This is a genomic window from Pseudoalteromonas sp. SG44-8 (assembly GCF_014164125.1).
Classification (GTDB): Bacteria; Pseudomonadota; Gammaproteobacteria; order Enterobacterales; family Alteromonadaceae; genus Pseudoalteromonas; species Pseudoalteromonas rhizosphaerae.
On the sequence record NZ_JACJEQ010000009.1, the window covers coordinates 12080 to 37984 of the forward strand.

The window sequence follows — 25905 nt, forward strand, 5'->3', positions numbered from 1 at the left end:
CGGGATTACCCGTTGTGATCCAATGAAACCCGACTTTAAGCAAAATAAATTAAAGTCGGGTGATGTTTATAAATACTCGGCGACTGAGTATCATTTTTTACTCATTTCGTAATGCCTTTATTGGATCTTGTCGTAACGTTTGGTTGATCGGAAAAAAGCTGGCAAGTACTGATATCGCTAATAAACCCAGCCAAATGACCGTTGTTAACCACCAGTCTATAGGCAGGTCAACCCCAGGTAATGACATACAATAGCCTATAATTAAAAATGCCAACGAAAAGGCTAACACTAAGCTCATTATTATGGGTTGCATGAGTTCTAATAAGCTTTCTTTTAGTAACCTATAATTGTCAGCCCCCATAGAAAGTTTTACGCCTAAGCTATATCTGCGCACTTTAACTAAATAGCTAACAATACCGTTTATGCCAATACACACCATCAGCAGCGATGTTGATGCCAACACAATAGCCAGCCATGCTGCATTTAAGTGACGTTGCCTTTTTTCATCAAACATACTTGTTAAAGAGGCTATGTTATTAATGTCTAATCGTTGATCTACTTCTAATACTGCTTGTTGAATATGGGCAATTGCATTATTTTCATCAGCAACAGTAATCAAATATGTAAATTGTTGCCAACCAGGGTAATCTTTAGGTGTAAAAACTTCAAAGTCTTCACTTTCAGGGCTGCCCGGTACATAGGTGTTGCTGACAATACCTATGATTGAGTAATATCTTTTATTATCAAAACTCACTTTACTGTTTAGTACTTCATTACTGTTTTTATTAAGTAAATCTGCAAGGCGTTGATTGATAATGATCGGTGGGTTTTCTAGTTGTTCATCCCCTTTGGCAAAGCCTTTACCCGTTATTGTTAAGTTAAGTTCAGTAAAGTAATTGGCAGTTACTAAGCTATTACGTGCTTGGGCAATATACTGTCCAGCTTCGTTATATATTTGATTGACATTAACCGTTTTTGGCAGCCTCATTTCGGATGATACAGCTAAGCTGCTCACATTATTAAGCGCCAGCAACCTCTGGTTAATTGCTTTGTGTAAATTAATACGTTCGCCGGATTTATCGACATTACTATAGTTTATTGTTAATGAATATTTACCTTCTGTATCCAGTCCGTTATCTCTGAGTGCTTCAGAAAGAGTTACTAAAACTACGTGGCTAGCAGTGGTTAATACTAAAAATGAAAACAAAATTTGCAGACCAACAAGTAAATGGCTGGTGGCTGAACTCATTTGCTTACCCGTTCCTTTACCGCTGCTTTGTAGGCTGCTCATTAAGTTTTGCTCTTTCACAACACTAAGTTCTATAAATGAATAAAGTGAGGCAATACTAATAATCAGAAAAGCTGAAAATAACAAAGTATTAAAGCTAAGAGAAAGCGTGTCTAAACGTTGAATGGCGTCAGCTGCTAGGTTTTGAATAACGATAAAGCCGATTTGAGTAAGTGTTAAAGCAAGTAACACTGCAATACTAATAAGTAAAATATTGTGTTTTAACGTTTCAATAATTAGTTGTTTTTTGCTTGCCCCAAATGCAAAGCTGATTGCAAGGGGTTTGATGCGCGTAATGGCTTTAGCGAGCTGCATACTAGAAAGGTTGATAAGAGCAATGAGCATTAATAAGCACACACCCAATAATAGCATTAATACAATCTTCCCGCTGTCGCCCCTAAGTGCATCATTAAATGCAGTAACACGTGCATTGACAGTAAAATCTTTTAAAATATTAGGCGCGTGTAACTGTGCACCTTTAAGTGATAAGTCAGCTAATTGTTCCGTGATCTCTTGCTCTGAGGCTGCGGGTTTAAATCTAACAACGTTCTTATATGCACCCATAAAGCCATTTGATGTTTTAGGGTTAAAAGCTTCGTCAGCATCAATGGGAAGCCATATTGCATCATTTATATTGCTGTATGAGGGTAATACGAGATCGTCAGATGCAACACCTACAACGGTAAAGCGACGTTGGTTGAGTTGTATTTTTTTACCAACAATATTCGGGTCACCATTATAGTGGGTTTGCCAAGCACGGTAGCCTAAAACGACTGACATTTGCTGAGTACCGAGCGCTTCTGATTTGTTGAATAACCGACCAAGCTTGGGTTGTACGCCGAGTAAATCAAATAAATTATGTGTGGCAAGTATTACGTCCACAGCAGGTCTTGTTGGTTTATCTAGTAGCTTGTAGTCAGTCCATCGATGGTAAGCAGCAACATCAGTAAAAACGGTATTTTCACTCTGTATGTAGCTCATTATTTTTGAGTTACTAGCGGGCCCTGAATAACCTTTAGAATTAATCGTGCCTTCAAGTAAGTATAAGTTATCACTTTGTTGATAAGGCAACGGTGAGAAAAACACTAAGTCCACTAAACTAAATGAGCTCAGCACCATAGAGAGCGTTAATGTCAGTGTAAATACAGTAGTAAAATAATATTGTTTGGCACGTTTAAAGGTATTGTAGGCAGTTTTTAACATGGCTGAGCAACCTGTTCTACATTTGCAGGCGTGCTTGACACTAGCTCATCGCTTTGGGCAACTACAGTACCGTCTTTTAACTGGATATTGCGCGAAGCCATGTCGGCATAACGCGGATCATGGGTAACTAATACAATCGTGGTGCCTTGCTGATTTAGGTCTTTTATTAATGCCATGATTGCATCGCCATTTTTTGAGTCCAAATTACCTGTGGGCTCGTCGACCAACATAATGCCAGAATCACCAGCTAGCGCGCGTGCAATCGATACGCGTTGTTGTTGACCACCAGAAATTTGATTCGGATGTAAATCAGCTTTATCAGCCAAACCTACTTTTTCTAGGCAATCTAACGCTCTTGCGTGACGTGATGATAAAGAGTCACCACGGTATTTTAGCGGTAGCGCAACGTTTTCAAGTACGGTCATTTCATCAATTAAGTTAAACGATTGAAACACAAAGCCAATGCGATTACCGCGTACTTTCGCACGTTGGTTTGAGTCCATATCAGAGACGAGTAAACCGTCAATGTAATATTCACCACTTTGAGGGGTGTCGAGCAGCCCCATAATGTTAAGGAGTGTTGACTTGCCGCAACCAGAAGGCCCAGAAATAGAAATAAACTCGCCGTCGTACACGGTAAAGCTAATCCCTTTTAAAATTTGACTGACTTGTTCGCCATTAGAAAAAGACTTGCTTAGGTTATTAACTCTTAAAATTTCAGTATTCATATTATTCTTCCTTAACCAGCAATTTTTATTGTTGTTGTTTCAGCGGGGATATCTAATGTAGAAATAATGACTTGTTCACCAGGCTCAAGCCCTGACAACACTTGGATGAGTTGGCCAGATGCTTTGCCGTATTGCACTTCAACTTTAACGGCTTTGTTATCCATTGTAAGTTTAAATAATGAGCCATAACTGCCTTCGCTTGCACCTGTTGGTTGTTTTATATAATTCACCTCTTTTTGTACATCGGCAAAAATAGTCGCATCTACTTGTTGCATGGGTTTCATGGTGTCTGATTCAGAAACCTCGAGCTCAATATCAATTTGTACAGCACCTTCGCTGATCACAGGATCTACACGCACTACTTGGCCGCGCACCTGGTCATTCAACGTGCTAATTTGGGCTGTCATACCTATTTGAATTAAATGAGCTTGAATTTGCGGTACTTTTATTTCACCAACTAGAGGGGAGAGGCTCCCTATTAGTGCCAGTTCAGAGCCTGCACTGACACTTTGCCCTAAACTTAAAGGCAAGCGTTGAATAACACCATTCATTCCCGCTTTAACTGAAAGTTGCTCTACCATTAATTTGGCGACATCAAACTCGTCTTGCGCTTGGGCTATTAAGTCATCTTGAATTGAAAGCGACTCTTTTTGCATCTGTGCTAATTTATCAAGCTTAGATTCTTCAAGGTTAATACGCTTTGATAGCTGTTTGGCTTCGAGCTCATTCTTCTTCGCGCTGATCCCCGATACAATACCTGATTTAGCCAGTGTGCGTTCTGCTTCAACTTGTAACATGGCAATTTCAGATTGTGCTTTTAGCTCTGACACGGTTGACTCGTTATTTAACAACTCACGTTGCTGTAATAACACCGTTTGGCGTTTTTGAGTTTTAGCATTTTTAAGTTTTGCTAACGCCAAGCGGAGCTTACTTTCTAGTTCGGGGTTATTTAAAGTGAGGATCACAGTGTCATGGTTAACCACAGCACCCGCTTTTAGTTTTATTTCGTCAACTACTGCATTGCTAGTTGCAGTAAGGAGCCGTTTATTGATTGATTGCAATGAACCATATCCATCCACCTTTATTGAAAAATCACCGCGCTCAACCTTCGCAATAGTGACAGAGTCTTTTGATATAACTTCGGTATTATCTGCAAAACCTAATTGCCAACCAGAGATAAGCATAACGACAGATAAACCTATCAACCCTTGATAGATTAGTTTGGATGTAAATTTCATAGTTATTCCTTTTTTAAACGAAAATACGGCAACGTATCAATTAGGCAATAATGTATTAATAATTTTACTGTAACCAAACTGTGACTATGTTTAAAATCAAGTAGTTAAGCTGTTATGGTAATGATAGGTTGCGTAGGTTATGATTGGACTAAGTAAAAGAAATTGGCCGTTAAGAGCTGTAATGGAAGTATGTTGATTCAATTAGGTGAATATTGCTTAGATACAGATGGAATGTCTTTGCAATTTGATAAGCAAGTGGTGACACTAGAGCCCCAAGTATTTGCAGTATTAATGTACTTAATTGAGCATCATGAGCGTTATATATCAATGGATGAGTTGCATGAAAACTTATGGAAAGACCGCTGTGTTTCAGATGCGGCTGTACGGCGGATTATTAGTAAAATACGCTTAGTGTTGAATGATGATCATAAAAACCCTAAATACCTACAATCACTTTCTAAGCGCGGCTATAAATTAATTTGTCCTGTCTCTAAATTTTCTACATTGTCAGTCTCAGAAGACAGTAAAAAACTGAGCTCCACAGAAAGTAACAACACAAAAAAAACGAAAACTTTTCTGCTTTTTGCAATTATAGCTTTATTGATTTCGTTAGCCTATTTTATATATGAAAATATTGATGACGAATCACATGTCGTTACAAAAGTTATAGACTCGATTATCTCTGATAAAAAAGCGCTGGTAGTTTCAAATGATGGTCGGTTTATCGCATTTACAAGTAAATTAAGACGTGGAAACAACTATCAAATTTATTTAAAAGATCAAGATAGTCAAACAGTAAAAGTGCTAGTTGATGATACAAGGTTACCTAGGGGCTTAGCTTTCTCACGTGATGGAAATTACTTATTCTTCTCTGATAATGTCGGTGATGCAGCATCATTAAAGCGGGTAGCTCTTAAAAGTAAAGAATATGAAATAGATGTTTTAGTGACACATTTTTATTTTATCTCTGATGTTTTTATCGATAAAAATGAAAGTAAGGTTATTTATTTTTCAGCTCAAAAAAGTAGAGAAAGCGCAATGCTTATCTATAAATTTAATACTGACGCTGGTTTGGTAGAAGAAGTGACCTCTGTCTCTCAAAAAGGAGAACATGATAGCCGAGCTGATATTTCACCAGATTCAGGTAAGTTGGTTGTACTTCGAGTTTATATGGATAGTAAGCGTAATTTTATTCGAGTTTTAGATTTAAAGGCGGGCAGTGTACTTTTTCAGTATGATCAAAATGAGGTTATTTATGATGTTCATTGGCTTGATGATGAACACATTGTTTTATTAGATGATAAAAAGCTAGCTAAAATAAATGTTAAAACTGGGCGTTTAGATGAAATCTCCACTACAGGCCAAGGTATTATCTCACTTGATGTGGTGATCCCAAACATGCTGATTGCTATTAGAGATACCTATGGAATCAGTACAATTACTGAGAAAAAATTGCCGTTAAGTAATTTTAAAGATATCGAATTGTTTCGCAGTGAGCAATCAGGGCAACGTCGTATTGTAGATTATCAACCATTGGGAGATAAGGTTTGGGCGATCGAGAAACTAAAAGGTATAAGCGATTTAGCTTCTTATAAAAAACAAAAGCCAAAGGAAAAGGTGGTGTTTTTAAGTACGGAAAAACCACTTGAGTTGATAGCACCCTCTCTATCGGGACAATATGTATTAATTAAACTCCAAGGTCGTATCGCCATACTCAGTACGCTTAATAATAATCTGACCTATATATCTAAAACGGATGAATTAATTGGCGATATTGCTTTCTCAGAAGATGAAAAATCTATTTTTTACACCAGAAAAAGTAATGGTGAATGGTTGGTTTTTGAATACTCTATTAAGGAAGAAACAGAATCCATTCTTTTTGAGGGATATCGTTTCGTCCGACAATTTAAAGGCGGTTATTTATTAGGTGATAATACAGGCAAGTTGTCTCGTTTTAATGTTAATTTAAAAACAATAAAACCACTGCAGATAACTGTTTCAAAAGAAAAAAATACTAACTGGGATGTTGTAAACGGTAAAATTTTATGGAGCAGCCACAACTTAATAAATACAACATTCAATGAAATCGATATAGATGATGTTGATGGCTCTAGCCTAAGCTCTAAAACGTTTGACTTTAGTGTGATCAGACCAAATTTTTATGTGGACAAAATAAATAATACGGTTGTAGTTGAACGTTTAGGTAGTAGGACTAGTGAAATAATTACAATTGAAATTCAGTGAGTGATTGTAATGCAATAGTTTTAAATGCGTTTGAAATCCATTGTTTTGGGGTTAATTAAAAGCGCATATTGCGCTTTTTTTGATCTACACCTTGCCATTTTCATAGTTTCGTTTAAAATCTCGTAACTTTCGAAACGAAACTTAAATGGTTTGCTTAATGACTAAACGAAACACCCAGCAACGTCGTCACCTTATTCTTACTCAAGTTAATGAGTTAGGTGAAGTAGCCGTAGATATTTTAGCTGAGCAGTTTCAAACCTCTGAAGTAACCATTCGTAAAGACTTAACAGCGCTTGAAAAAAGCGGACTATTACTGCGCCGCTACGGTGGCGCGATTGCATTGCCGCAAGAAATTGTAAGCGATGATATTGATTCAAAACGTAAAGTGGCGATTGCCAAAGCCGCAGCAGCACTAATCAAAGATCATAACCGCATTATTATCGACAGTGGTCGTACTACAGCAGCAATGATCCCTGAACTGGGTAATAAGCGCGGTTTAGTGGTGATGACTAATGCAATTAAAGTGGCTAATCGCTTATTAGCGCTGGAAAACGAGCCAACACTTTTAATGACCGGTGGTACGTGGGACCCGCATTCTGAGTCGTTTCAGGGGCAAGTTGCTGAGGGGGTTTTACGTTCTTATGATTTTGATCAGCTATTTATTGGTGCTGATGGCATTGATGTTGAGCGCGGTACCACTACCTTTAATGAACTTGTAGGCCTAAGCCAAGTTATGGCGGGCGCTGCTCGTGAAGTTATAGTGCTGGTGGAGTCAGAAAAAATCGGCCGAAAAATCCCTAATTTAGAATTACCTTGGCAGCAAGTGACTACGCTTATCACCGACAGCAACTTAGCACTCGATACTCGCCAAGCAATACAAGCGTGTGGTGTGCAGTTGATCTGCGCTGAGCTATAAATTTACAAATTCGTGTTTATTACAGGCCGACAACACCTGTGATGTTCATTTAAATATTAAACAACACATACAAACCCAAAGTTGACGCTTTGGCATGTGCAAAAGGAGAAATTATGTGTGGAATAGTTGGGGCAGTTGCAGAACGCCCAGTAAATAAAATTTTAGTTGAAGGCCTTAAGCGCCTTGAATACCGTGGTTACGACTCAGCTGGTGTGGCACTTTTAGATGGTAATACACTTAATACCGTAAAAGCAGTGGGTAAAGTAGTTAACCTTGAAAACGCGCTTGATGAAGCTGGCGTAAAAGGGACTACCGGTATTGCACACACTCGCTGGGCAACTCACGGCGGCGTGACGAAAGCAAACGCGCACCCGCATATTTCAAACAGCGAAATTGCCTTAGTGCACAATGGTATTATTGAAAACCACGCCAGCTTACGTGAAGCGCTGAAAGGCGATGGTTACGAGTTTTTATCAGACACAGATACCGAAGTAATGGTGCATTTAATTCATCAACTTCGCCAGCAGCACACCACTTTATTAGCCTCAGTTCAAGCAGCTGTTAAACAGTTTGAAGGTGCATTTGGTACAGTTGTATTTGATAAAGCGAATGATAACGAAATTATTGTAGCGCGCTCAGGCAGCCCGTTAGTTATTGGTTTAGGCCTTGGTGAAAACTTTATTGCTTCTGATCAACTTGCATTATTACCAGTAACTCGTACCTTTATCTACCTTGAAGAAGGTGATGTAGCGCGTATCACCCGTAACAGTGTGGAAATTTTTGATGTAGACGGCAATGCCGTTGAACGTGAAGTCATTGAATCAAACATCACACAAGATGCATCAGGTAAAGGTGAATACCGTCACTACATGCTTAAAGAGATTTACGAGCAGCCGCTTGCTGTACGTAACACCCTTGAAGGACGTTTAAACGACGACCGCGTAGCGATTGATGCCTTTGGTGAAAGCGCTCAGCAAATATTTAAAGACGTAAAACACGTACAAATTATTGCCTGTGGTACGTCTTACCACTCAGGTATGGTTGCCCGCTACTGGCTTGAGCAATTTGCAGGTGTTAGCTGTAACGTAGAAATTGCCTCTGAGTTCCGTTACCGTCAGTCGTTTGTACACGAAAATAGCCTGCTAGTAACTATTTCTCAATCGGGTGAAACGGCTGATACTTTAGCTGCGCTTCGTTTAGCTAAAGAGCAAGGCTATATGGGGTCAATGACTATTTGTAACGTACCAGGCTCATCGCTTGTACGCGAATCAGACCTTGCCTTTATGACCAAAGCCGGTGCTGAAATTGGTGTAGCCTCTACTAAAGCATTTACTACACAGCTTGTTGGTTTGTTAATGCTTACTGCGTCTATTGCGCAAGAGAAAGGCTTAGATCAAAGTACGATTGTTAACGCTATTAAATTGCTTCCAGCTAAATTAGAAGAAACGCTACTATTGGCTGATGGCATTGCAGACCTTGCAGAAGAGTTTGCTGATAAACACCACTCACTGTTTTTAGGTCGCGGGTCGCAATACCCAATCGCAATGGAAGGCGCACTTAAGCTTAAAGAGATTTCATACATTCACGCAGAAGCCTATGCAGCAGGTGAGCTTAAACATGGTCCATTAGCATTGATTGACGCAGACATGCCAATTATTGTTGTAGCACCAAACAACGAATTGCTTGAAAAGCTTAAATCAAACGTAGAAGAAGTCCGTGCTCGCGGCGGCATCATCTATGTATTCGCTGATAAAGACTCACACTTTGAGTCAGACGAAACCATGCGTGTGATCAACGTAAACCACGTAGATGACGTAATTGCTCCAGTTGTATATACAATCCCACTACAGTTACTTTCGTACTACGTAGCGGTAATTAAAGGCACTGACGTTGACCAACCACGTAACCTAGCTAAATCGGTTACTGTTGAATAAAATCAAAAGGTTATAATGTTTTTTTCATATCAAAAAAGCGCTTAATGCGCTTTTTTTGTGCCTGAAACTCTGTTAGCTTAAGTAACTCATTATTCTCTAAGGGATTAGTTATGCGTTTACTCACCACTCTGTGTTTTGTTAGCTTTTTTGTTTTTAGTTCACAAAATACCTTTGCACAATCTAACACTAAACAACAAAGTACAGATTACTCTGTGCACACGCATACATTTAAATCGGCTGTTTTAAATGAAGAGCGCACAGTTACAGTGCAATTACCAAAGAGCTATCAAGCTGAGCCAAATAAAGTGTATCCTGTTATATATCGCCTAGATGGAGCAGGTAATATACCGCTTGCCAGTGCTGTTATTGAGCGTTTACAAAATGATAATCGTGCGCCTGAGGTTATTATTGTCGCTATTGAAAACACCAATCGATTAAGAGATTTCTATCCGACGGTGAATAAAGAACCCCAAGGCCCTGTCGGTGAAGGGGGTGGGGCTGATAAGTTTTTAGCGTTCTTTGAACAAGAGCTCATTCCTTTAGTTGATAAAAACTATCGTACGCATGATTATAAAGTGATTTCTGGAGCCTCCGCTGGTGGTGTATTTGCGTTATATGCCTTGCAGGCCAAACCTGAATTATTTCAAGCACACATTGCTTATAGCCCTGCGGTTTGGTGGAACTATGGTGCTTCAGTAAAAAGTACAAAGTCGTTTATAGCTAAAAGCAAAGACCTTAATAGTTACGTTTATATCAATATCGGCGAAGAAGCCGGCATCATGCGCGAAAGGTACGATGACTTACAACAATCATTGCAATCGAATAAGTTAGCAAATTTGCGTTTCTTTAGTGATGCATTTGCAGGTGTGTCGCATAACCTGACTTCCGTTGCTGGGGCATTTAATGCCTATCACCACCTATTTTTAACTAAGCAAATGCCCATAAGTGCTTTAACTGACGATGTAGCCTCTATTGATGCTTATTATCAAAACTTATCTCAACAATGGGGTGAGCAGATATCGCCACCAGAGGCAGCGGTTAGGCAACTTGGCTACAATCTTGTAAATACAAAGCAGTTTGAGCAAGCAATTGCAGTATTCAAGCATAATATTAAACATCACCCCAAATCTGTGGATGCATTATGGGGGCTAAGTTATGGCTATGAAATGCAGGGCAATCTTAAAAAAGCGCTAGAGTATTTAAAAGCAGCATTAGAGCTTGCAGACACTACTTACCCTTATTTTGATGCGTTAAAAAATGCAAATACAAGGTTACAAGCAGAGTTTGATGAGCGTAGTTAGCTTTTTAGTTACTGTGAAATAACAATAAGTTAGAAGTTTTAAATAAAAAAGGCGCTAAAGCGTCTTTTTTATTGGCGGCAACTAAATACTATTTAAACCACTAACCCCTACTTAATACGTGCTAAATACGCTAAAATTACAGGCTACTTTTTTAGCAATAAGCCCGTAATAAATATGACCTCAGCCGCAAGCCCTAGCACGTTTACCGAACTTGGCCTTATCCCAGAGCTACTAGCTCGTTTAACCGAGCTGGAATATACCCAGCCTACGCCAATTCAAGCTAAGGCAATACCAAGTATATTAGCGGGCAGTGACCTTATTGCTGGTGCAAATACCGGCTCTGGTAAAACAGCGACCTTTGCATTACCGATATTGCAAAAAATATCACAAGGTGCACTCAAGCGAGATACCAAAGGTAACTATGTCTCGGCGCTTATTTTGGTACCTACCCGTGAGCTTGTAACGCAAGTAGCTGATAATGTTAAGTCGTATTCGGCGCATTTTAATGGTGCGATTAAAACGGTTGCCGTATTTGGTGGTGTGTCGGTTAATACCCAAATGCAGGCACTACGTGGCGGTGCCGATATCATCGTAGCAACCCCTGGGCGATTACTCGATTTAATCTCAAGCAACGCCATTAAGCTTGATAAAGTAAATACCTTAGTGCTTGATGAAGCCGACCGCTTATTAAGCTTAGGCTTTACCGAAGAGTTGGCTAACTTATTAGCGCTTATGCCTACTAAAAAGCAAACCATGTTGTTTTCAGCTACTTTCCCAGAGCAAGTAACGCTTTTAACGCAAGAGCTGTTAAATAATCCGGTTGAAATACAAGTACAAAGTAAAGAAGAGAGCACGCTTGTACAGCGCGTATTTACAGTTAATAAAGGCGAAAAAACCACGGTTTTAGCGCATTTAATTAAGCAGCACAAATGGCGCCAAGCGCTGATTTTTGTCAACGCTAAAAAAGACTGTGAGCACCTAGCCAGTAAGCTTGAAAAACGTGGCGTGAATGCGCAAGTATTCCATGGCGATAAAGGCCAAAGCGAACGTACTCGGGTAATCGAAAAATTTAAAGTGGGCGAAATTGAAGTACTGATTGCCACCGATATTGCAGCCCGTGGATTAGATATTGCCAAACTGCCTGTCGTTATTAACTTTAACTTACCACGCAGCCCAGCTGATTACATGCACCGTATTGGCCGAAGTGGTCGTGCCGGTGAAGTAGGTTTAGCGTTATCACTGATTGATTATGAAGACTTTCATCACTTTAAAATTATCGAAAAGAAAAACAAGCTACGTTTAGATCGTGAAGAAGTAACAGGCTTTGCCGTAAACCAAGCCAACCTTGATGCAGCACTTGCGCTTAAAAACGACAAGCCAATGGCCAAGCCTGAAGGTACTGGTAAGAAAAAGAACAGAAATAAAGCCGATGATATAGATGATGTATGGAGCGGCTGGCGTCGTAAGTAACAAACACAAAAAAGCCGACTTCAGTCGGCTTTTTCATTTACAGTAAACAGTTAGTTTACTTATAAAACGCTTCTACTGTGCCTTTTACTTTCATAAGTAATGGCTGGCCGCGGCGGTCTAGTGCTTTAGGTGCGGCTACTTTGATCCAACCTTCACTGATGCAGTACTCTTCAACGTCAAAACGCTCTTTGCCGTTAAGTGTAATGCCGATTTCATGCTCGAATACTTCTTCTACATAAAATTTGCTACGTGGGTTGATCGAAAGTTGATCTGGTAATTCTGGTTTATTTGTATCAGTCATAATTGTGATCTGCATTGAATATATTGTGTGCCATTGTAGGCAATACAGGCCTTAGGCTCAATATACTGATCAAAATAAATTAACTGCACAGTTGCTTTGATTGCTTAATACAGTGGCTAATTATTTCGTCACGAGTGACATCTTTGTCAAAGCAATAATCAAAGCGCATAGTGAGGTTAGTCGCTTGCTCTTGCTCAGGCCAATGCCATTTACGAACAAGTTGTCGGGTAGCCGTTTGTAGCTGGCGGCCATAGCGTTTTGGATCGGTATTATTTATTATTATATTCTTCACTGTGCCGCTTTTTGAAATGACAAAGCTGGTTTCTGCACAGCCTTTACCCTGAATATTCAATAATTCTAGCGGGTATTCATGATTAGGTATTTTTTGTAGTCGGTGCCAAACACCTTGTAGATCTAAGTATTGAGCTTGAATGTCTGCTATGGGCCTTTTATCTGAAATATCATTACTTTGCGATAAAGTATTAAACGAAAAAATTAAGCAGGCTATGTAAACGAGGGCTTTCATAATCATCCTTAAATATTGATCAGAGCTAAACCTTAACGTAATTTGCTTATAATTAACAGCTTGATTTTTAGACAGGTTTATTTATTTTTTATTAAACTAAACGTTATAATGTATCACTATTTTTTAGTATGTTATATTATATCCAAATAAACCTAGCTATTATTAAAAGTGGATCATGAAGTACTCAGCATTAACTCTTGTCTTTGCAGCACTTTCTTTTGGCTCTAATGCCACAGAATCAGATATAGAAACCATCACCATTGCACATAAGCAAGCCTTTAGAGGCGATATTCCGCTTAAAGAATTACCGCAGTCAATTACCACATTAAGTAAAGAAATGATGGTTGATAATGGCATTACCAAGTTTAGAGATGCACTGGATTTTTCTGCCAGTATTTCTCGTAAAAATAATGGCGGGGCATTGTGGGATAGCTACTCTATACGGGGGCTATCGGGTAATGAAAATATGCCATCCGGCTATTTAATTAATGGCTTTAGTGGTGGGCGAGGTTTTGCGGGCCCACGTGATGTATCTAACATTGAATATATTGAAGTGTTAAAAGGTCCTGGTTCTGCACTCTATGGTCGTTCTGAACCAGGTGGTACAATTAATATCATTACTAAAAAACCACAGTTCTATCAGCAAGGCCAGTTAAAAGCTGAACTTGGCAGTGAAGATCATAAACGTGTGCAAGGTGATTACACTAACGGCCTAACTGAAGATATTGCATTTCGAATTAATGGTGCATGGCAAGATAGTGACAGTTTTCGAGATCACGTACATCATGATAAGTTTGTGATCACGCCTTCTTTGTATTACAGCATCAATGATAAATCGTCATTAACGTATGAGTTTGAGTACGTTGACCAGCAGCAAATGTATGACCGAGGTATTGTTGTTCTTAACGATAATTTTGACACCGTACCTAGACGTCGCTTTTTAGGTAACCCTAATGATGCGCCAACTAAAGTGTACTCTCGCGGACACCAACTTAATTATGACTATGACTTTAATCGCGACTGGTCACTCTTATTGGGCGCTAACCATCGTACCGCTACGTTAACAGGTTTTTCGTCTGATGCTGAACTATCTCCTCCAAGACAGACTTTGTCTTTAGATAATCCTATGCTTACGCGTCAACACCGTTATAGAGATTATTACTCTAATGATTTGTCAGTACGCGCAGAATTAAGTGGTCATTTTGATCTTGCTGATATCACTAACCATGTTTTGATTGGTGTTGATGGGTATGACTATGAGCTTCGCACTGGGCTTTATCGTTATCGTGGTGGTAAAGATACGTACACATTAAATATTTATCAGCCAAACTACAGTGAAGGGCAAGGCCCCGATGTTGCGCAACTGTATGAAAACAATGAAAAGCAAAAGGCATACGGTATTTATGTACAAGATCAGTTAGACCTTACCGAGCGTTTTAAATTAATGCTGGGATTGCGGTTTGATGAAATTGAGCAGAATATTTTCGAGACTAAGTCAGGCGTTGCCTCAGATAGCACGATGAACCGACTTAGCCCACGGCTAGGGATGGTATATGAGCTAAATGATGCGATTAACCTTTATACCAGCTATTCCGAAGGGTTTATACCTTTAAGTGGTACTGATGCTAAGGGTAAATCGTTTGGTTTTGAAGAAAGTGATTCCTTTGAAGTGGGTGTGAAGTTTGGCTTTGACAACGTAAGCGGTACCATCGCTTTATTTGATGCTAGCAAAGGCAACATGTTGGTGGCTGACGATAAGGGTTATTCAAAACCTATTGGTAAAGTAACCAGTAAAGGTATTGAGGTTGATCTGACTGGTAGTTTAGGTGAAAACACTCAGTACACACTTTCGTATGCTTACGTAAAGGCTGAAACGGCCAAAGACATGATTAATGTTGAGTGGTTAGAGCCTATTCCTAAAGGTAGCCCGTTAGTTAACGTACCAAAAAATAATTTTTCGCTTTCTTTAAATCACAATACCCGTGTACTTGAGCAAGACATTAAATTTGGTGGTCATTATCAATATATTTCAGAGCGACTGGGCGACCCAATAAGCTTATCTTTTAACTTACCAAGTTATCAGCTGGTGGGTTTATTTGCTCAATGGCAGGCGACTGAACGGACAAATGTTTCACTTAATGTTGATAATGTATTTGATGAAAGCTACATAGCCAGTAGCTACAACGCATTATGGGCCTACCCTGGTGCACCAACACAGTTTAAATTGGGTATAACATATGACTTCTGAACAAGTTAAAAACCGTATTCACAGTATCGATATCATGCGTGGCGTGGTTATCTTACTCATGCTACTTGATCATGTGCGAGAGCGTTTTTTCTCGCAAATGCCGGTATTAGACCCAATGGATGTTGACGTTACCTCTCCAGGGCTGTTTTGGAGCCGTTTTGCAGCGCACTTTTGCGCGCCAACCTTTATCTTTTTAACAGGGCTTTCGGCGTGGCTTTATAGCCACCCAAGCTCAGGTAAAGTACGCTCTGCACGTAGTTTTTTAGTTAAGCGGGGGTTGTTTTTAATTGCCCTTGAAGTTACGGTTATTTGCTTTTTGTGGATTTGGTTTATCCCGACTATTTTTCTACAAGTGATATGGGCTATTGGCCTGTGTATGCTGGCTCTGGCATTACTAATTAACTTACCGCAACGACTATTGTTAGCATTGGGTTTATTGATCGTTTTTGGCCATAACTTACTCACACCAATTACCTTCAGTCCTGATGAGTGGGGTTATACCTTATGGACTATTCTGCACGATCGCGGCTTTATCTCTGAAGGTGGTTTAGTTAATGTCAAAATCAGTTACCCAGTATTACCTTGGATTGGGGTTATATTACTTGGTTACTGCGCAGGCCCACTGTACGCACATAATCGAGACAGTGAAGATCGTAAACAGTGGCTGATTGGTTTGGGCTTAGCGTGTATAGCGTTATTTGCTATTTTACGCGGCTTAAATATCTATGGCGAAACGCTACCTTGGCAGCAGTTTTCAACAGCAGTGCAAACGGCTATGTCGATATTTAACGTTACCAAATATCCACCTTCACTGAGCTTTTTATTAATCACTTTAGCGCTGATGTTTTTTGGCTTATGGTTTTTTGAGCGTCCGTTAAATCGCTTTAGTAATGCTTTAAGAGTGTATGGCTCGGTGCCGATGTTCTTTTATATTTTTCATCTTTACGTTTTATTGATTTTATACACAATTTGCAGTGCTATTTTTGGTGCTAATCATGGTGCATATTTTGCCGTAAATGATATTACATGGATTTGGTTAATTACGGTTGTGTTAGCCGTTACTTTATATTGGCCAACTAAGGCATTTAGTCACTATAAGCGCAAAGCAAATAAACCTTGGTTAAAGTATTTATAGTAACAAACAGCGGTTATAGCGCCGGCTATTTATCCACTTGTTATACCTAGCTTTTGGGGCTGGGTATAACAAGGGTATTCAGTATTAAATCTTACTTGCAAATCTACAATGATGCCGATAGAGGTAAATATTCGCAGTAAAATGATTGCTACTAGCGGGTAAACGGACGCCACTTTAATGTGCTTATCAACGCGCTTTTTACTGTTTTTGAATAAAGTATTAGTTTTACTTCTGTACCAAATATCTACTTTTGTAATGTATTGTAATACTGCATCGCTGATGAAACCTTCTACACTCATTTGACTTACGCGACAAGTTTCTTGGTCGCATATAACTGTCATCATGGAGCAATTGAAAATGCAGAGTGCACAAAAGGCGGTAAGGATTAACCTCGATCTTGATCTTAAAGTCAGCATCAAACAATACAAAAAAATTAAAGAGCGTCCCGTAAGTTACAAAGACGCTGATATTGCGTGTATAAAAGCCATCGCACAAGCTGCGATTAACGTTGAGTTATTTACCATCCCGTTATATATGACAGGTCTGTATTCAATACAAGGCATGCATGCAATAGGTGGGGATGAAGGCTTGTATCCCGAGCGTTTATGGCCTGGGTTAGGGGCAACAGCAGGCTTTATTCCTAATGAACGAATAGCAAAATTAGATATTACTCCAACGCCAAAACCCAGCAAGCCACTGAGCGTAAATGAACAGGCGTTTAATGCTGTTTATAGTGTGTTTATAGAAGAAATGCTGCATTTACAGTTGGCTTCTAATATCGCCAGTAAACTAAATCTAACTCCTTCATTTACCAGTAATGCACTGCAAACAGAAAAGTTTGGTTGGCATTGTTATGACGATACAACGCAAATCCCGCATATCTTAGATTTTAAAGACTGCAGCCGTGATTTATCAAAACTTAGTCCTAAAGTGAAAGAATACTTTACAACTCACTTTCAGGGTCAAACACTACAAGATATGCGAGTCAATGCAGCTGCATTGACAAAAGAGCAGGCTTTACTGTTTTTATTGATTGAAGAAACCGAGGAAAGTGCAAAAAAATTAATAATTAATAAAGATTTAGATGGAGTTCGCCCTAAATACTTTGAAACAGCTCCTTTTGATTGGTTTAAAGCAACAGATACAGAAGTTGATTTACCTATGTTTGGTTCTATCGGGCATATGTATTGCTGTTATTGGGACTATCTTGAAATTGTGTATGAGGATGGTAGTAGCTTAATTGATATTTTGGTGAATCCAGCTAAACCTGATTCCGTGCAACGTGATTACTTTAATACTCGTGACTCAGGCGAATATAAACCGCAATACCCGGGGATTAATGGTTCAATCAATGAAAGTAATGATCTAGATAAGTTAAAAATTGAGATTGTTAATAATATCAATGCAATAACGGATCAAGGTGAAGGTAAAGGTGTTGTTTCTGAAATCTGCAGCCGCTGGGCGGCAGAGAGTTGGGTAATAACGTATTTGCAGCAACAAACGGTAGCATTGAAAAGCACACCGATTGAGGCAGATGATCATCAGGTCGCTGCTAAGTTTCAACCTAATGCTGATAACCTAAAAGAAGATTACCCAGCGGATAGCGCTGGGCAAAAGCCACTTCCAGTATCAGGTATTGCATGCGCACGTATTACAAATACTAAAAAAGATCATTTTATTACCTTTGCTGATGTACTTGATTTGATTATTCAATATGAATACCAAGAGGGTCAATCTTACAGTGATAACAACGCGGCCCAAGTGTATATGACCTGGCAAACGTGGCATAACTTGTGCGGTAAATTTACAGTAGCAATGCTTAACCCGCAAGGTGGCGATAAGGCTAAGCATAAGCACCCAGATTTACCTGCTGTAGTTGATGTAGAAAAAGCATTGAATAATTTGTTTTCTAGCCCTGAACGTCGTGCACAAACACATCAAATTTTTAGTGAATCAGCGGTTGGCACTTTAAAAGGACTTACCACAGCATTGGATCGCTATTGGGGTGGTAAAACGACTGAGTTTCCAGGTCCTGCAATGGGTGGTTCGGGCGATCGAGTATCTATTTGTTGGGCTACAACAGGGCAGGCTCCAGATCTGGTTGCGGGTATTGCGGATATGTCTAAGGATGTTTTATACCATGCATGCCAAGGTATGGATTATACAAAAGAAAATTCAAATAATTTGCCTCCCGCAACAGTGTTCCACAGCTGTAAAGGTTCGAACAATTGCAAAGCACAAGGTGGGTGTGGGTTTGTGCATAGCACAACACCGGGAGGAAGCTGTGGTGGTAGCGCCCCTGCTGATGGTCCATTTAGCGCTCCTGCAAATAACAAATGTAATAATTTAGGTGGCTGTGCTGTGCCGATTTCTGCCTCGCAGCTATTCCCAAAAGAGCCATCAGCAAAACCCCAGATGCAATTATTTGAATTTGGTGATGGACCAGGCTATGCATCTACCGCTAAACCATATACCGACCCAGAAACAGGTAAAGTTCTAGAGCAAATGCCATTTAAAGAAGGTGATGCGGTTTACAGTATCGCGTGGCAGGCCTATTGTAATGCAAAAGGAGTGCAAACTACGCCGCCACCTGCAGATGATATTCGCTTAGCGCTTCCGCCTTCAACTTAATTGGATTGAATACATGACATCATACATACAGAAGCAGCCTTTTGCTGCTTCTGCTATTGAGCAAATAAACCCGCTAGGCTTTGGTTTGGGGTTGCGCAGTGAGCATTATCCGTACTTAATGCAAAAACCAGTAACAGGGGTTGATTGGTTTGAGATCATTAGTGAAAATTACATCGATAATTATGGCTATGGCCGTCATGTATTAGAACAATTGATGGCTGATTTCCCTATTGTTATGCATGGTGTGTCTATGAATATAGGCAGTAGCTCTGCGCTTGATTTTGACTATTTAGAAAAGTTAAAAGCATTGGCGGATTTTGTAAAACCAGCGTGGATATCAGATCATCTATGTTGGACAGGCTTTGCAGGAGTAAATAGCCACGATTTACTACCTATGCCGCTTACTGAGGAAAGCTTAAAGCATGTTATTAACCGGGTTAATCAGGTACAAGACTTTTTACAGCGGCCATTAGTGCTGGAGAACCCCTCTACTTATTTAGAGTTTCAAAACTCGTCGCTCACGGAGCCGGAGTTTTTTACGCAGCTGGTCGAACAAACACAGTGTGCTATGCTGCTAGACGTTAATAATGTTTATGTGTCGGCGTATAATCACGGTTTTTGCCCAAGGAAATATATAAAAAACTTACCGCTTAAAAGTATTGTGCAAATGCATTTGGCGGGGCCAACACTCAGCGGGCATTGTTTGATAGATACCCATGATAAACCAGTTCCTGAATCTGTATGGGAATTGTATCAACTCGCGCAATCTTTATGTGGGCCTGTCTCGACTTTACTGGAATGGGATGCAAATATTCCTGCGTTTCCTAAATTAGTCGCTGAGTTAAACAAAGCTAAAACTGTATTAGCGGGTCAAATTCCTCATTCTCCAGTACAAAATAGCCACCAACAAGGTTGTATTTCTACACCGCTGGTTTTAGCTAAAGAGAAATTATGAGTGAACATTCATTGAGGCAAGTGCAACATTGGTTGCAAACAGTATTAATTGTTCGTGGTGATTTGGATGATAAACTCTTACAGGCATATGCGCATGATGGCGTTATGCTTGATACGCTAATTAAAAGTACAGATAAAATTTCAGCCCAGCAGCGAGTAGATATTTACGCTGCAGGTTATGTGCTAAGGCTTGTGGATTGTTTACGTTGTGAGTTTTCATTGTTGGCGCAATATATGGGAGATTCGTTATTTTCCACATTTGCTAAAGCATTTATTGTGACGGTGCCTTCTAAAAGTTGGAGTCTATATTATTTAGGTGAGCAATTCGCCGAATTTTTAGCACAAACTAAACCACAAGGTATAATCGATGTTGCTCAACAAACTATGGTCGATTTACCTGCTCAAATAGCCTTATTTGAACGCACCAAGTCTGAGGTGTTAGTAGCCCAAGGTCTTGAAAAAAATGTAACGGCAACCGAGCTTTCTATCGAACAGCAAATGCTCACGTGTTTAGTAAATAATACTGATATTCAAGCGGCGCCTTGTTTGCGGGTAATAACATTAGATTACCCTATTTTAGAGCTCATTTCACAAATTGAAGCCTGCATAGCAAAATTAGAAGTAATGCCTGATGAGTTGATTTTACCTATTCAGCAACCATGTTACCTTGCTTTAACACGTATACATTATAGATTTAGAGTCTGGTCTTTAGCTCATTGGCAGTATTTGCTACTCGGTTTTTGTATACAAGGAAGTAGCTTTAATATGGCGATTAAGCAAACAGCATTACAGCTAGAGGTTTCTAGCGATGAGTTAACCTCAGACGCAATGATGTGGTTGCCACAAGCAATCAATATGGGCTTATTGTTTCAATAAGTGCTACAAGTAAGCAGTTAACCTAATTGATAACAATTAAATAAACTATAGCGCCAAGATTTCATCGCGATTACTTGGCGACCAGGCTTTGTCAGCCGCTTGTTGTTGCGTTAGCCAAATAAAATCGGTGTGCTCATTCGGATCTAAAGTAATGGCGATATCATCGGGTACGCAAATACTAAAAACATACTCAGTATTAATTAACGCATTGGCTTGATAGCGGTGTCGCCATGACTCTCTAATGGTATATTGATTGGTTTTTTGGTGATCACGTATTGTTAAACCCAGTGCGCGGGCATCTATCCCTGTTTCTTCTAATAGCTCACGGTAAGCTGTCACAATAGGCGTTTCGCCTTCATCAATCCCGCCGGTGACTGATTGCCAAAAGTTAGCATCATCGGTACGTTGGATCAGTAAACAGTCTTTATTTTTTTTATAAATAACAACCAGTACAGAGAAGGGTTTACGAAGTGGTTGGTTATTTAACAAAATAGAGCCTTAAATAGCGTTTGTTGAATCAGTTTACCTAACTACGAAATGTTTAACTAGCCAGATCACATCACTAACAACCAAATACCCAGCAACAAGAGTAGTACATTCATTATTTTCAGAAACTGCGCAGTATTGAGTTTGCCCTGCAACCAGATCCCTAAACGATTACCACAAAAAGCAATCGGCAAGCTGGCAAGTGCAATTAATGCCCACTTTATTTCGATTAAACCCAGACTAATAAAGCCAATAAGCTTGACGGCATTCATCATCGCAAAAATAATCGCCACAGTTGCGACAAATCGTTTCGGTGGTAACTTAATGGTACTGAAATACATTATTAAAGGTGGGCCGCCAGCATGTACTAAGGTACTTGCAATACCGGCTAAACCGCCCATAGAGAAGGCACCTAAACGGCTATTTAAGGCACTAAAAGTAAACTTGCTAAAGGCTAAACTGCGAATAGCAAACACTATACATAAAATAGCAATCGCTGTTTTTATAAACGCCGCATCTAACCAGCCAATTAACGCATGTGCAATAACTACGCCTACCAATAAACCCGGTAGTAAGCGTTTAAGTTGCTGTATATCCCATTGTTGCCAGTAACTTTTTAAACTAAAGACATCGGCAACAATAAGTACCGGTAGCATCAAACCGATTGCGGCAACAGGGGGCATCACTAGCATTAGTAAAGGGACACTAAACACTCCAAGCGCTCCTGCAAAGCCTGATTTTGACACGCCGGTGAGCAATACGACAAATGCGATGATAGAGAGGGTTGTTACTGTCATTGGTTTTTCTACTTACTGATTATTTACTTTATGCTGGTAGATCAAACCACAGCGCTTCTAAGCTGCTGGTGGCTGTTAATGTTACCCGTTCATTGCGATTTAGTGCAAAGGCATCGCCGTTACTAAAATTTTGCTTGTTTGCGTCTATATGCCCGCAGATAATATGCAAATAACCTTTTCTATTCGCTGTTTGCAATGTATGCGATTGACCCTCATCAAGTTTTAAACGATAGATACTGGCATCTTGGTTGATGCTCACGCTGCCGTGTTCGCCATTTGGTGTAACAAGTGGTGTAAGCTGAGTTGTTTGCGGAATACTTTTTTGCTCATAACTAGGGGCTATACCACGCAATTTGGGTTGTATCCAAATTTGTAAAAAGTGCGCTGTTGCTGAATTTGAAGCATTATATTCACTGTGCATAATACCACTACCGGCACTCATCCGTTGCACGTCACCAGCAGGAACAATGTATTCATTACCAGTGCTGTCTTGGTGTTTTAATGCGCCGGAAATGACATAAGAAATTATTTCCATATCCCGGTGTCCGTGAGTGCCAAAGCCTTGGCCTGCAAGTACTTTATCTTCGTTGATCACTCTAAGTACCGACACCCCCATGTGTTTTAGATCATGGTAATGGCCAAATGAAAAACTATGCTGACTTTGTAACCAACCAAGATCAACTTGGCCGCGCTCGCTGGCTTTGCGTATGTAGTGCATAACTTAACTCCTGATTAAACACTAATTTGAATAGCAGCAGTATAAGTTTTATAAGGAAGATTAAAATCGCTTTTAAAAGGACTATTCGTTCTAATTAATAGAATGAAAGCCCTTGGTTAGCAATCAAGATCAGCCTGCATTACTTGATATCGTAACTCGCCAATGAATGTGCGCGCTGCCGGGCCAAGGCGATCACCGTCTTTAAATAGTAAATGTAGCATGGCACTGCGCTTACTATTGTGGCTAAGATTAAGGGGCTTGAGCCGATTTTGTGCTAACTGATTGGTAATCGCTGTGCTAGGTAGCCAAGCAAAGCCTAAGCCGTTGCTGATCATATCAATGGAAGTCCGCATATGGCTTACTGTCCAGCGCTGGTCGGCACCTAACCAGCCACCGTCTTGTTTATTGTGTAAGGCAGAATCGCGTACCACAATTTGTCGATGCGATTTTAAATCTTCAAGGGTGATAGGTCGAGTGATGCTATGTAACGCATGATCTGGGTGCGCAACAGCAGTAAACTCGATATTGCACAACTCTTCACTAAACCCGGCTTTGCCAGTGAATCCCGATATTGCAATATCGGCACTGGTGTTCTCTAGTAATTCATTCGCGCCAGTCAGTACTGATTCGTATAATTCAATACGTAATAATGGATACATTGCCGAGGTATTGTTGAGTACTTTATAAAGCAGTGCTTGCGGAAAAACTTCATCAACAGCAATGCGTAATTTGCTTTCAATCCCCTCACTGAGAGTCTGCCCAATTGCTTCTATTTTGGCGGCTTCATCGAGTAGGTAATTAGCGCGGCGCATCATCATCTCACCAGCTTCGGTGATCACGGTTTTACGTCCTTCAATAGTAAATAACTTAACACCTAAAGCGGTCTCAATTTTACCAACAGCATTGTGAATACTTGATTGGCTTTTATAAATTTTTAGTGATGCTTGATTAAAACCGCCATGTTCAACCACAGCCCTAAACATACGCCATTGCTCTAAAGTTATTTTAAGCATCTTTATGGTTGTCCTCGCAGTCACCTTGGTCACAGGTATTGAGTGATTCTCTGGCACGTTTATCTTGATTGAGTACTTGTTTTAGATCTTCAGTGCGTTGACGTACCGCTACACCATAACTGTGATCATCGCCCCACAGTTTTGCTAGTTGCAGTACTGAAGCACGATCGTGCTCTCTAAATAAGTGTCCTGCGCGCTGCGAGTCTTCCTTTGAATTACCTAATAGTTCTAGGGTTTCAACGGCAAGGTTGATGGCGGAGTCAACGGTTTCTCGGTTAAACGCATCAACGTGCAAATTAAGTAATTGGTAAGCATGGCGACGATCTTTAGCGCGCGCCACAATCTTTAAGTGCGGAAAGTGTTTGCGGACAAGTTTAACTATTTCGAGAGTTTTGTCGGCATTATCAATAGCAATAACCAGTAATTGTGCGGTATCAGCTCCAGCGGCTTCGAGTAGTTCTTTACGTGCTGCATCACCATAATGCACCGTATTACCAAAGCGGCGCAGCAGATCAATTTGGCTAGGACTGTGATCAAGGACACTGATATCATACCCTTGGGTGCTCAGTAAGCGCCCCATAATTTGTCCAAAACGGCCGTACCCAGCAATGATTACGTGTTTGGCTGGGCTTATCTGCTCTGGTTTATCAAACTCAGGTTTTGTTGTTGTGTTGCTACGTTTTTGTAATGTGTCGTAAAGCATTAATAGTAAAGGGGCTATTAACATTGAGATGGCCACGACTAAGGTGGTTAAGTTGCTTTGTTCTGGGGTTAAAATTTGCAATGTATTAGTCATCGTCAGGAGCACAAAAGCAAACTCACCACCTTGTGCTAGGGCTAAAGTGAATAACAGTTGCTGGGTATGATGAATTTTAAAAGTTCGTGCTAAGGCATACAAAACAGCGGCCTTTACAACAATTAAAGCTGCAACCAATGTAACCACTAAAGTAAATTGATTAAATAACAATGCAAAGTCGATAGAGGCACCGACAGCGACAAAAAACAATCCTAATAACAGTCCTTTAAAGGGTTCTATATCGGCCTCTAACTCATGACGAAATTCACTTTCTGCCAGTACCACACCAGCTAAAAAAGTCCCTAACGCTGGAGATAAGCCAACATTTTGCATAATCAGCGCAATCGCTACCACTAAAAATAACGCAAATACAGTGAATATTTCCCGCATTCTGGTTTCAGCAATGTACCTAAATAGCGGCGCAGAAATATACTTACCAGCTAAAATAATTGCCGCGATCACTGTTACTGAGGCGGTTACTTGCCCCCAAACTGGCCAATCGGCAGTTAGCGAATTATGCGTGCTGGTGGCATTTAACATTGGCTCAAACGCCAATAGTGGTAGTAATGCTAAAATAGGAATAACGGCAATATCTTGAAATAGCAGTACCGAAAACGCATTTTGGCCGGCTTCATTTTTCAGCCAACCTTTTTCTTCCAGGCTTTGTAGCACAATTGCTGTTGAAGAAAGCGCGAGCATTAAACCAATTGCTAGTGCTGTTTGCCAATGCATGGCCATAAACCAATAACAAATTGCAAAAATTACCGCCGCTGTTAGGGTTACTTGCAACCCCCCAAGCCCTAAAATAGAGTGGCGTAACTTCCAAAGCCTAGCAGGTTGTAGTTCAAGGCCGACTAAAAACAGCATCATTACTACACCAAATTCAGCAAAATGCATAACAGACGTTTGATCGCCCACTAACCCCAGCAAATACGGGCCAATTAAAATACCTGCCAGCAAATAGCCGAGCACGGAGCCTAACCCAAGGCGTTTTGCGATAGGCACCGCAACAATGGCTGCGGCTAAATAAATTAATGCGATCTCTAACATAGTTGTCCTTTGCTAATACTGGCTAACTTATTATGCCTTAAAATACTGTTTA

General features: G+C 40.1%; 20 protein-coding genes. 10 read left to right on the top strand and 10 right to left on the bottom strand.

Annotated elements, in window-relative coordinates:
* Positions 1–97: 97 nt before the first annotated feature.
* Genes H5163_RS09390 through H5163_RS09400 form a run of 3 tightly spaced genes read right to left on the bottom strand, consistent with a single transcriptional unit; the run spans position 98 to position 4457 of the window.
* Positions 98–2491: an ABC transporter permease gene (locus H5163_RS09390; RefSeq protein ID WP_182734989.1), complete on the bottom strand. Its 2394-nt coding sequence runs from the start codon at positions 2489–2491 to the stop codon at positions 98–100.
* Positions 2485–3219: an ABC transporter ATP-binding protein gene (locus tag H5163_RS09395; protein ID WP_182734990.1), complete on the bottom strand. Its 735-nt coding sequence runs from the start codon at positions 3217–3219 to the stop codon at positions 2485–2487. Before H5163_RS09395 ends, H5163_RS09390 begins: the two co-directional genes overlap by 7 nt.
* A gap of 11 nt (positions 3220–3230) precedes the next feature.
* Complete coding sequence (locus tag H5163_RS09400; protein ID WP_182734991.1) at positions 3231–4457, bottom strand: efflux RND transporter periplasmic adaptor subunit; 1227 nt, start codon at positions 4455–4457, stop codon at positions 3231–3233.
* Between the two features lie 189 nt (positions 4458–4646).
* On the opposite strand from H5163_RS09400, the gene H5163_RS09405 reads away from it, so the two are divergent.
* The 5 genes from H5163_RS09405 to H5163_RS09425 all read left to right on the top strand — a co-directional run bounded on the left by H5163_RS09405 (position 4647) and on the right by H5163_RS09425 (position 12322).
* Positions 4647–6701, top strand: coding sequence for a winged helix-turn-helix domain-containing protein (locus H5163_RS09405; protein ID WP_182734992.1), 2055 nt, complete (start codon positions 4647–4649; stop codon positions 6699–6701).
* 157 nt (positions 6702–6858) lie between these two features.
* A complete protein-coding gene (locus tag H5163_RS09410) occupies positions 6859–7617 on the top strand; it encodes a DeoR/GlpR family DNA-binding transcription regulator (RefSeq protein ID WP_182730667.1) in 759 nt (252 codons plus the stop codon).
* A gap of 113 nt (positions 7618–7730) precedes the next feature.
* Complete coding sequence (gene glmS / locus H5163_RS09415; RefSeq protein WP_182734993.1) at positions 7731–9551, top strand: glutamine--fructose-6-phosphate transaminase (isomerizing); 1821 nt, start codon at positions 7731–7733, stop codon at positions 9549–9551.
* A 110-nt stretch (positions 9552–9661) separates the two neighbouring features.
* Positions 9662–10852, top strand: a complete 1191-nt coding sequence (locus H5163_RS09420; protein WP_182734994.1) for an alpha/beta hydrolase-fold protein — start codon at positions 9662–9664, stop codon at positions 10850–10852.
* Positions 10853–11026: 174 nt separating this feature from the next.
* Positions 11027–12322: a DEAD/DEAH box helicase gene (locus H5163_RS09425; RefSeq protein ID WP_182734995.1), complete on the top strand. Its 1296-nt coding sequence runs from the start codon at positions 11027–11029 to the stop codon at positions 12320–12322.
* Positions 12323–12377: 55 nt separating this feature from the next.
* Here the strand turns inward: H5163_RS09425 and H5163_RS09430 are convergent, their stop codons facing one another.
* Positions 12378–12623, bottom strand: coding sequence for a DUF3297 family protein (locus H5163_RS09430; protein WP_149982278.1), 246 nt, complete (start codon positions 12621–12623; stop codon positions 12378–12380).
* 79 nt (positions 12624–12702) lie between these two features.
* Entirely contained in the window at positions 12703–13149 is a 447-nt protein-coding gene (locus H5163_RS09435) for an energy transducer TonB (protein WP_182734996.1), read from the bottom strand.
* Positions 13150–13324: 175 nt separating this feature from the next.
* Here H5163_RS09435 and H5163_RS09440 point away from each other — a divergent pair, with 175 nt between their 5' ends.
* The 5 genes from H5163_RS09440 (at position 13325) to H5163_RS09460 (ending at position 20993) form a co-directional block, all read left to right on the top strand.
* Positions 13325–15397 (top strand): TonB-dependent siderophore receptor, encoded by a 2073-nt coding sequence (locus H5163_RS09440; RefSeq protein WP_182734997.1) that lies wholly within the window; start codon positions 13325–13327, stop codon positions 15395–15397.
* The gene (locus H5163_RS09445; RefSeq protein WP_145240173.1) at positions 15387–16532 is read left to right on the top strand and encodes a DUF1624 domain-containing protein; all 1146 of its coding nucleotides are present in this window, start codon (positions 15387–15389) and stop codon (positions 16530–16532) included. Before H5163_RS09440 ends, H5163_RS09445 begins: the two co-directional genes overlap by 11 nt.
* A 357-nt stretch (positions 16533–16889) precedes the next feature.
* Entirely contained in the window at positions 16890–19163 is a 2274-nt protein-coding gene (locus H5163_RS09450; RefSeq protein WP_259399799.1) for a ferritin-like protein, read from the top strand.
* Between the two features lie 13 nt (positions 19164–19176).
* On the top strand, positions 19177–20118 hold the full coding sequence (locus tag H5163_RS09455) for a DUF692 domain-containing protein (RefSeq protein ID WP_182734999.1): 942 nt from the start codon (positions 19177–19179) through the stop codon (positions 20116–20118).
* Entirely contained in the window at positions 20115–20993 is an 879-nt protein-coding gene (locus H5163_RS09460; RefSeq protein WP_182717537.1) for a DNA-binding domain-containing protein, read from the top strand. Before H5163_RS09455 ends, H5163_RS09460 begins: the two co-directional genes overlap by 4 nt.
* 45 nt (positions 20994–21038) lie before the next feature.
* On the opposite strand, the gene nudB is transcribed toward H5163_RS09460, so the two are convergent.
* From nudB to H5163_RS09485, 5 genes are all read right to left on the bottom strand, one after another.
* Positions 21039–21482, bottom strand: coding sequence for a dihydroneopterin triphosphate diphosphatase (gene nudB, locus H5163_RS09465; RefSeq protein ID WP_182717536.1), 444 nt, complete (start codon positions 21480–21482; stop codon positions 21039–21041).
* Positions 21483–21547: 65 nt separating this feature from the next.
* Positions 21548–22276: a sulfite exporter TauE/SafE family protein gene (locus H5163_RS09470; RefSeq protein ID WP_182735000.1), complete on the bottom strand. Its 729-nt coding sequence runs from the start codon at positions 22274–22276 to the stop codon at positions 21548–21550.
* 28 nt (positions 22277–22304) lie between these two features.
* Positions 22305–22994: a pirin family protein gene (locus H5163_RS09475; RefSeq protein WP_182735001.1), complete on the bottom strand. Its 690-nt coding sequence runs from the start codon at positions 22992–22994 to the stop codon at positions 22305–22307.
* 116 nt (positions 22995–23110) lie between these two features.
* Positions 23111–24007, bottom strand: a complete 897-nt coding sequence (locus tag H5163_RS09480; protein WP_149982269.1) for a LysR family transcriptional regulator — start codon at positions 24005–24007, stop codon at positions 23111–23113.
* A complete protein-coding gene (locus tag H5163_RS09485) occupies positions 24000–25853 on the bottom strand; it encodes a monovalent cation:proton antiporter-2 (CPA2) family protein (RefSeq protein ID WP_145240191.1) in 1854 nt (617 codons plus the stop codon). The genes H5163_RS09480 and H5163_RS09485 overlap by 8 nt, the downstream gene beginning before the upstream one ends.
* Positions 25854–25905 lie beyond the last annotated feature (52 nt).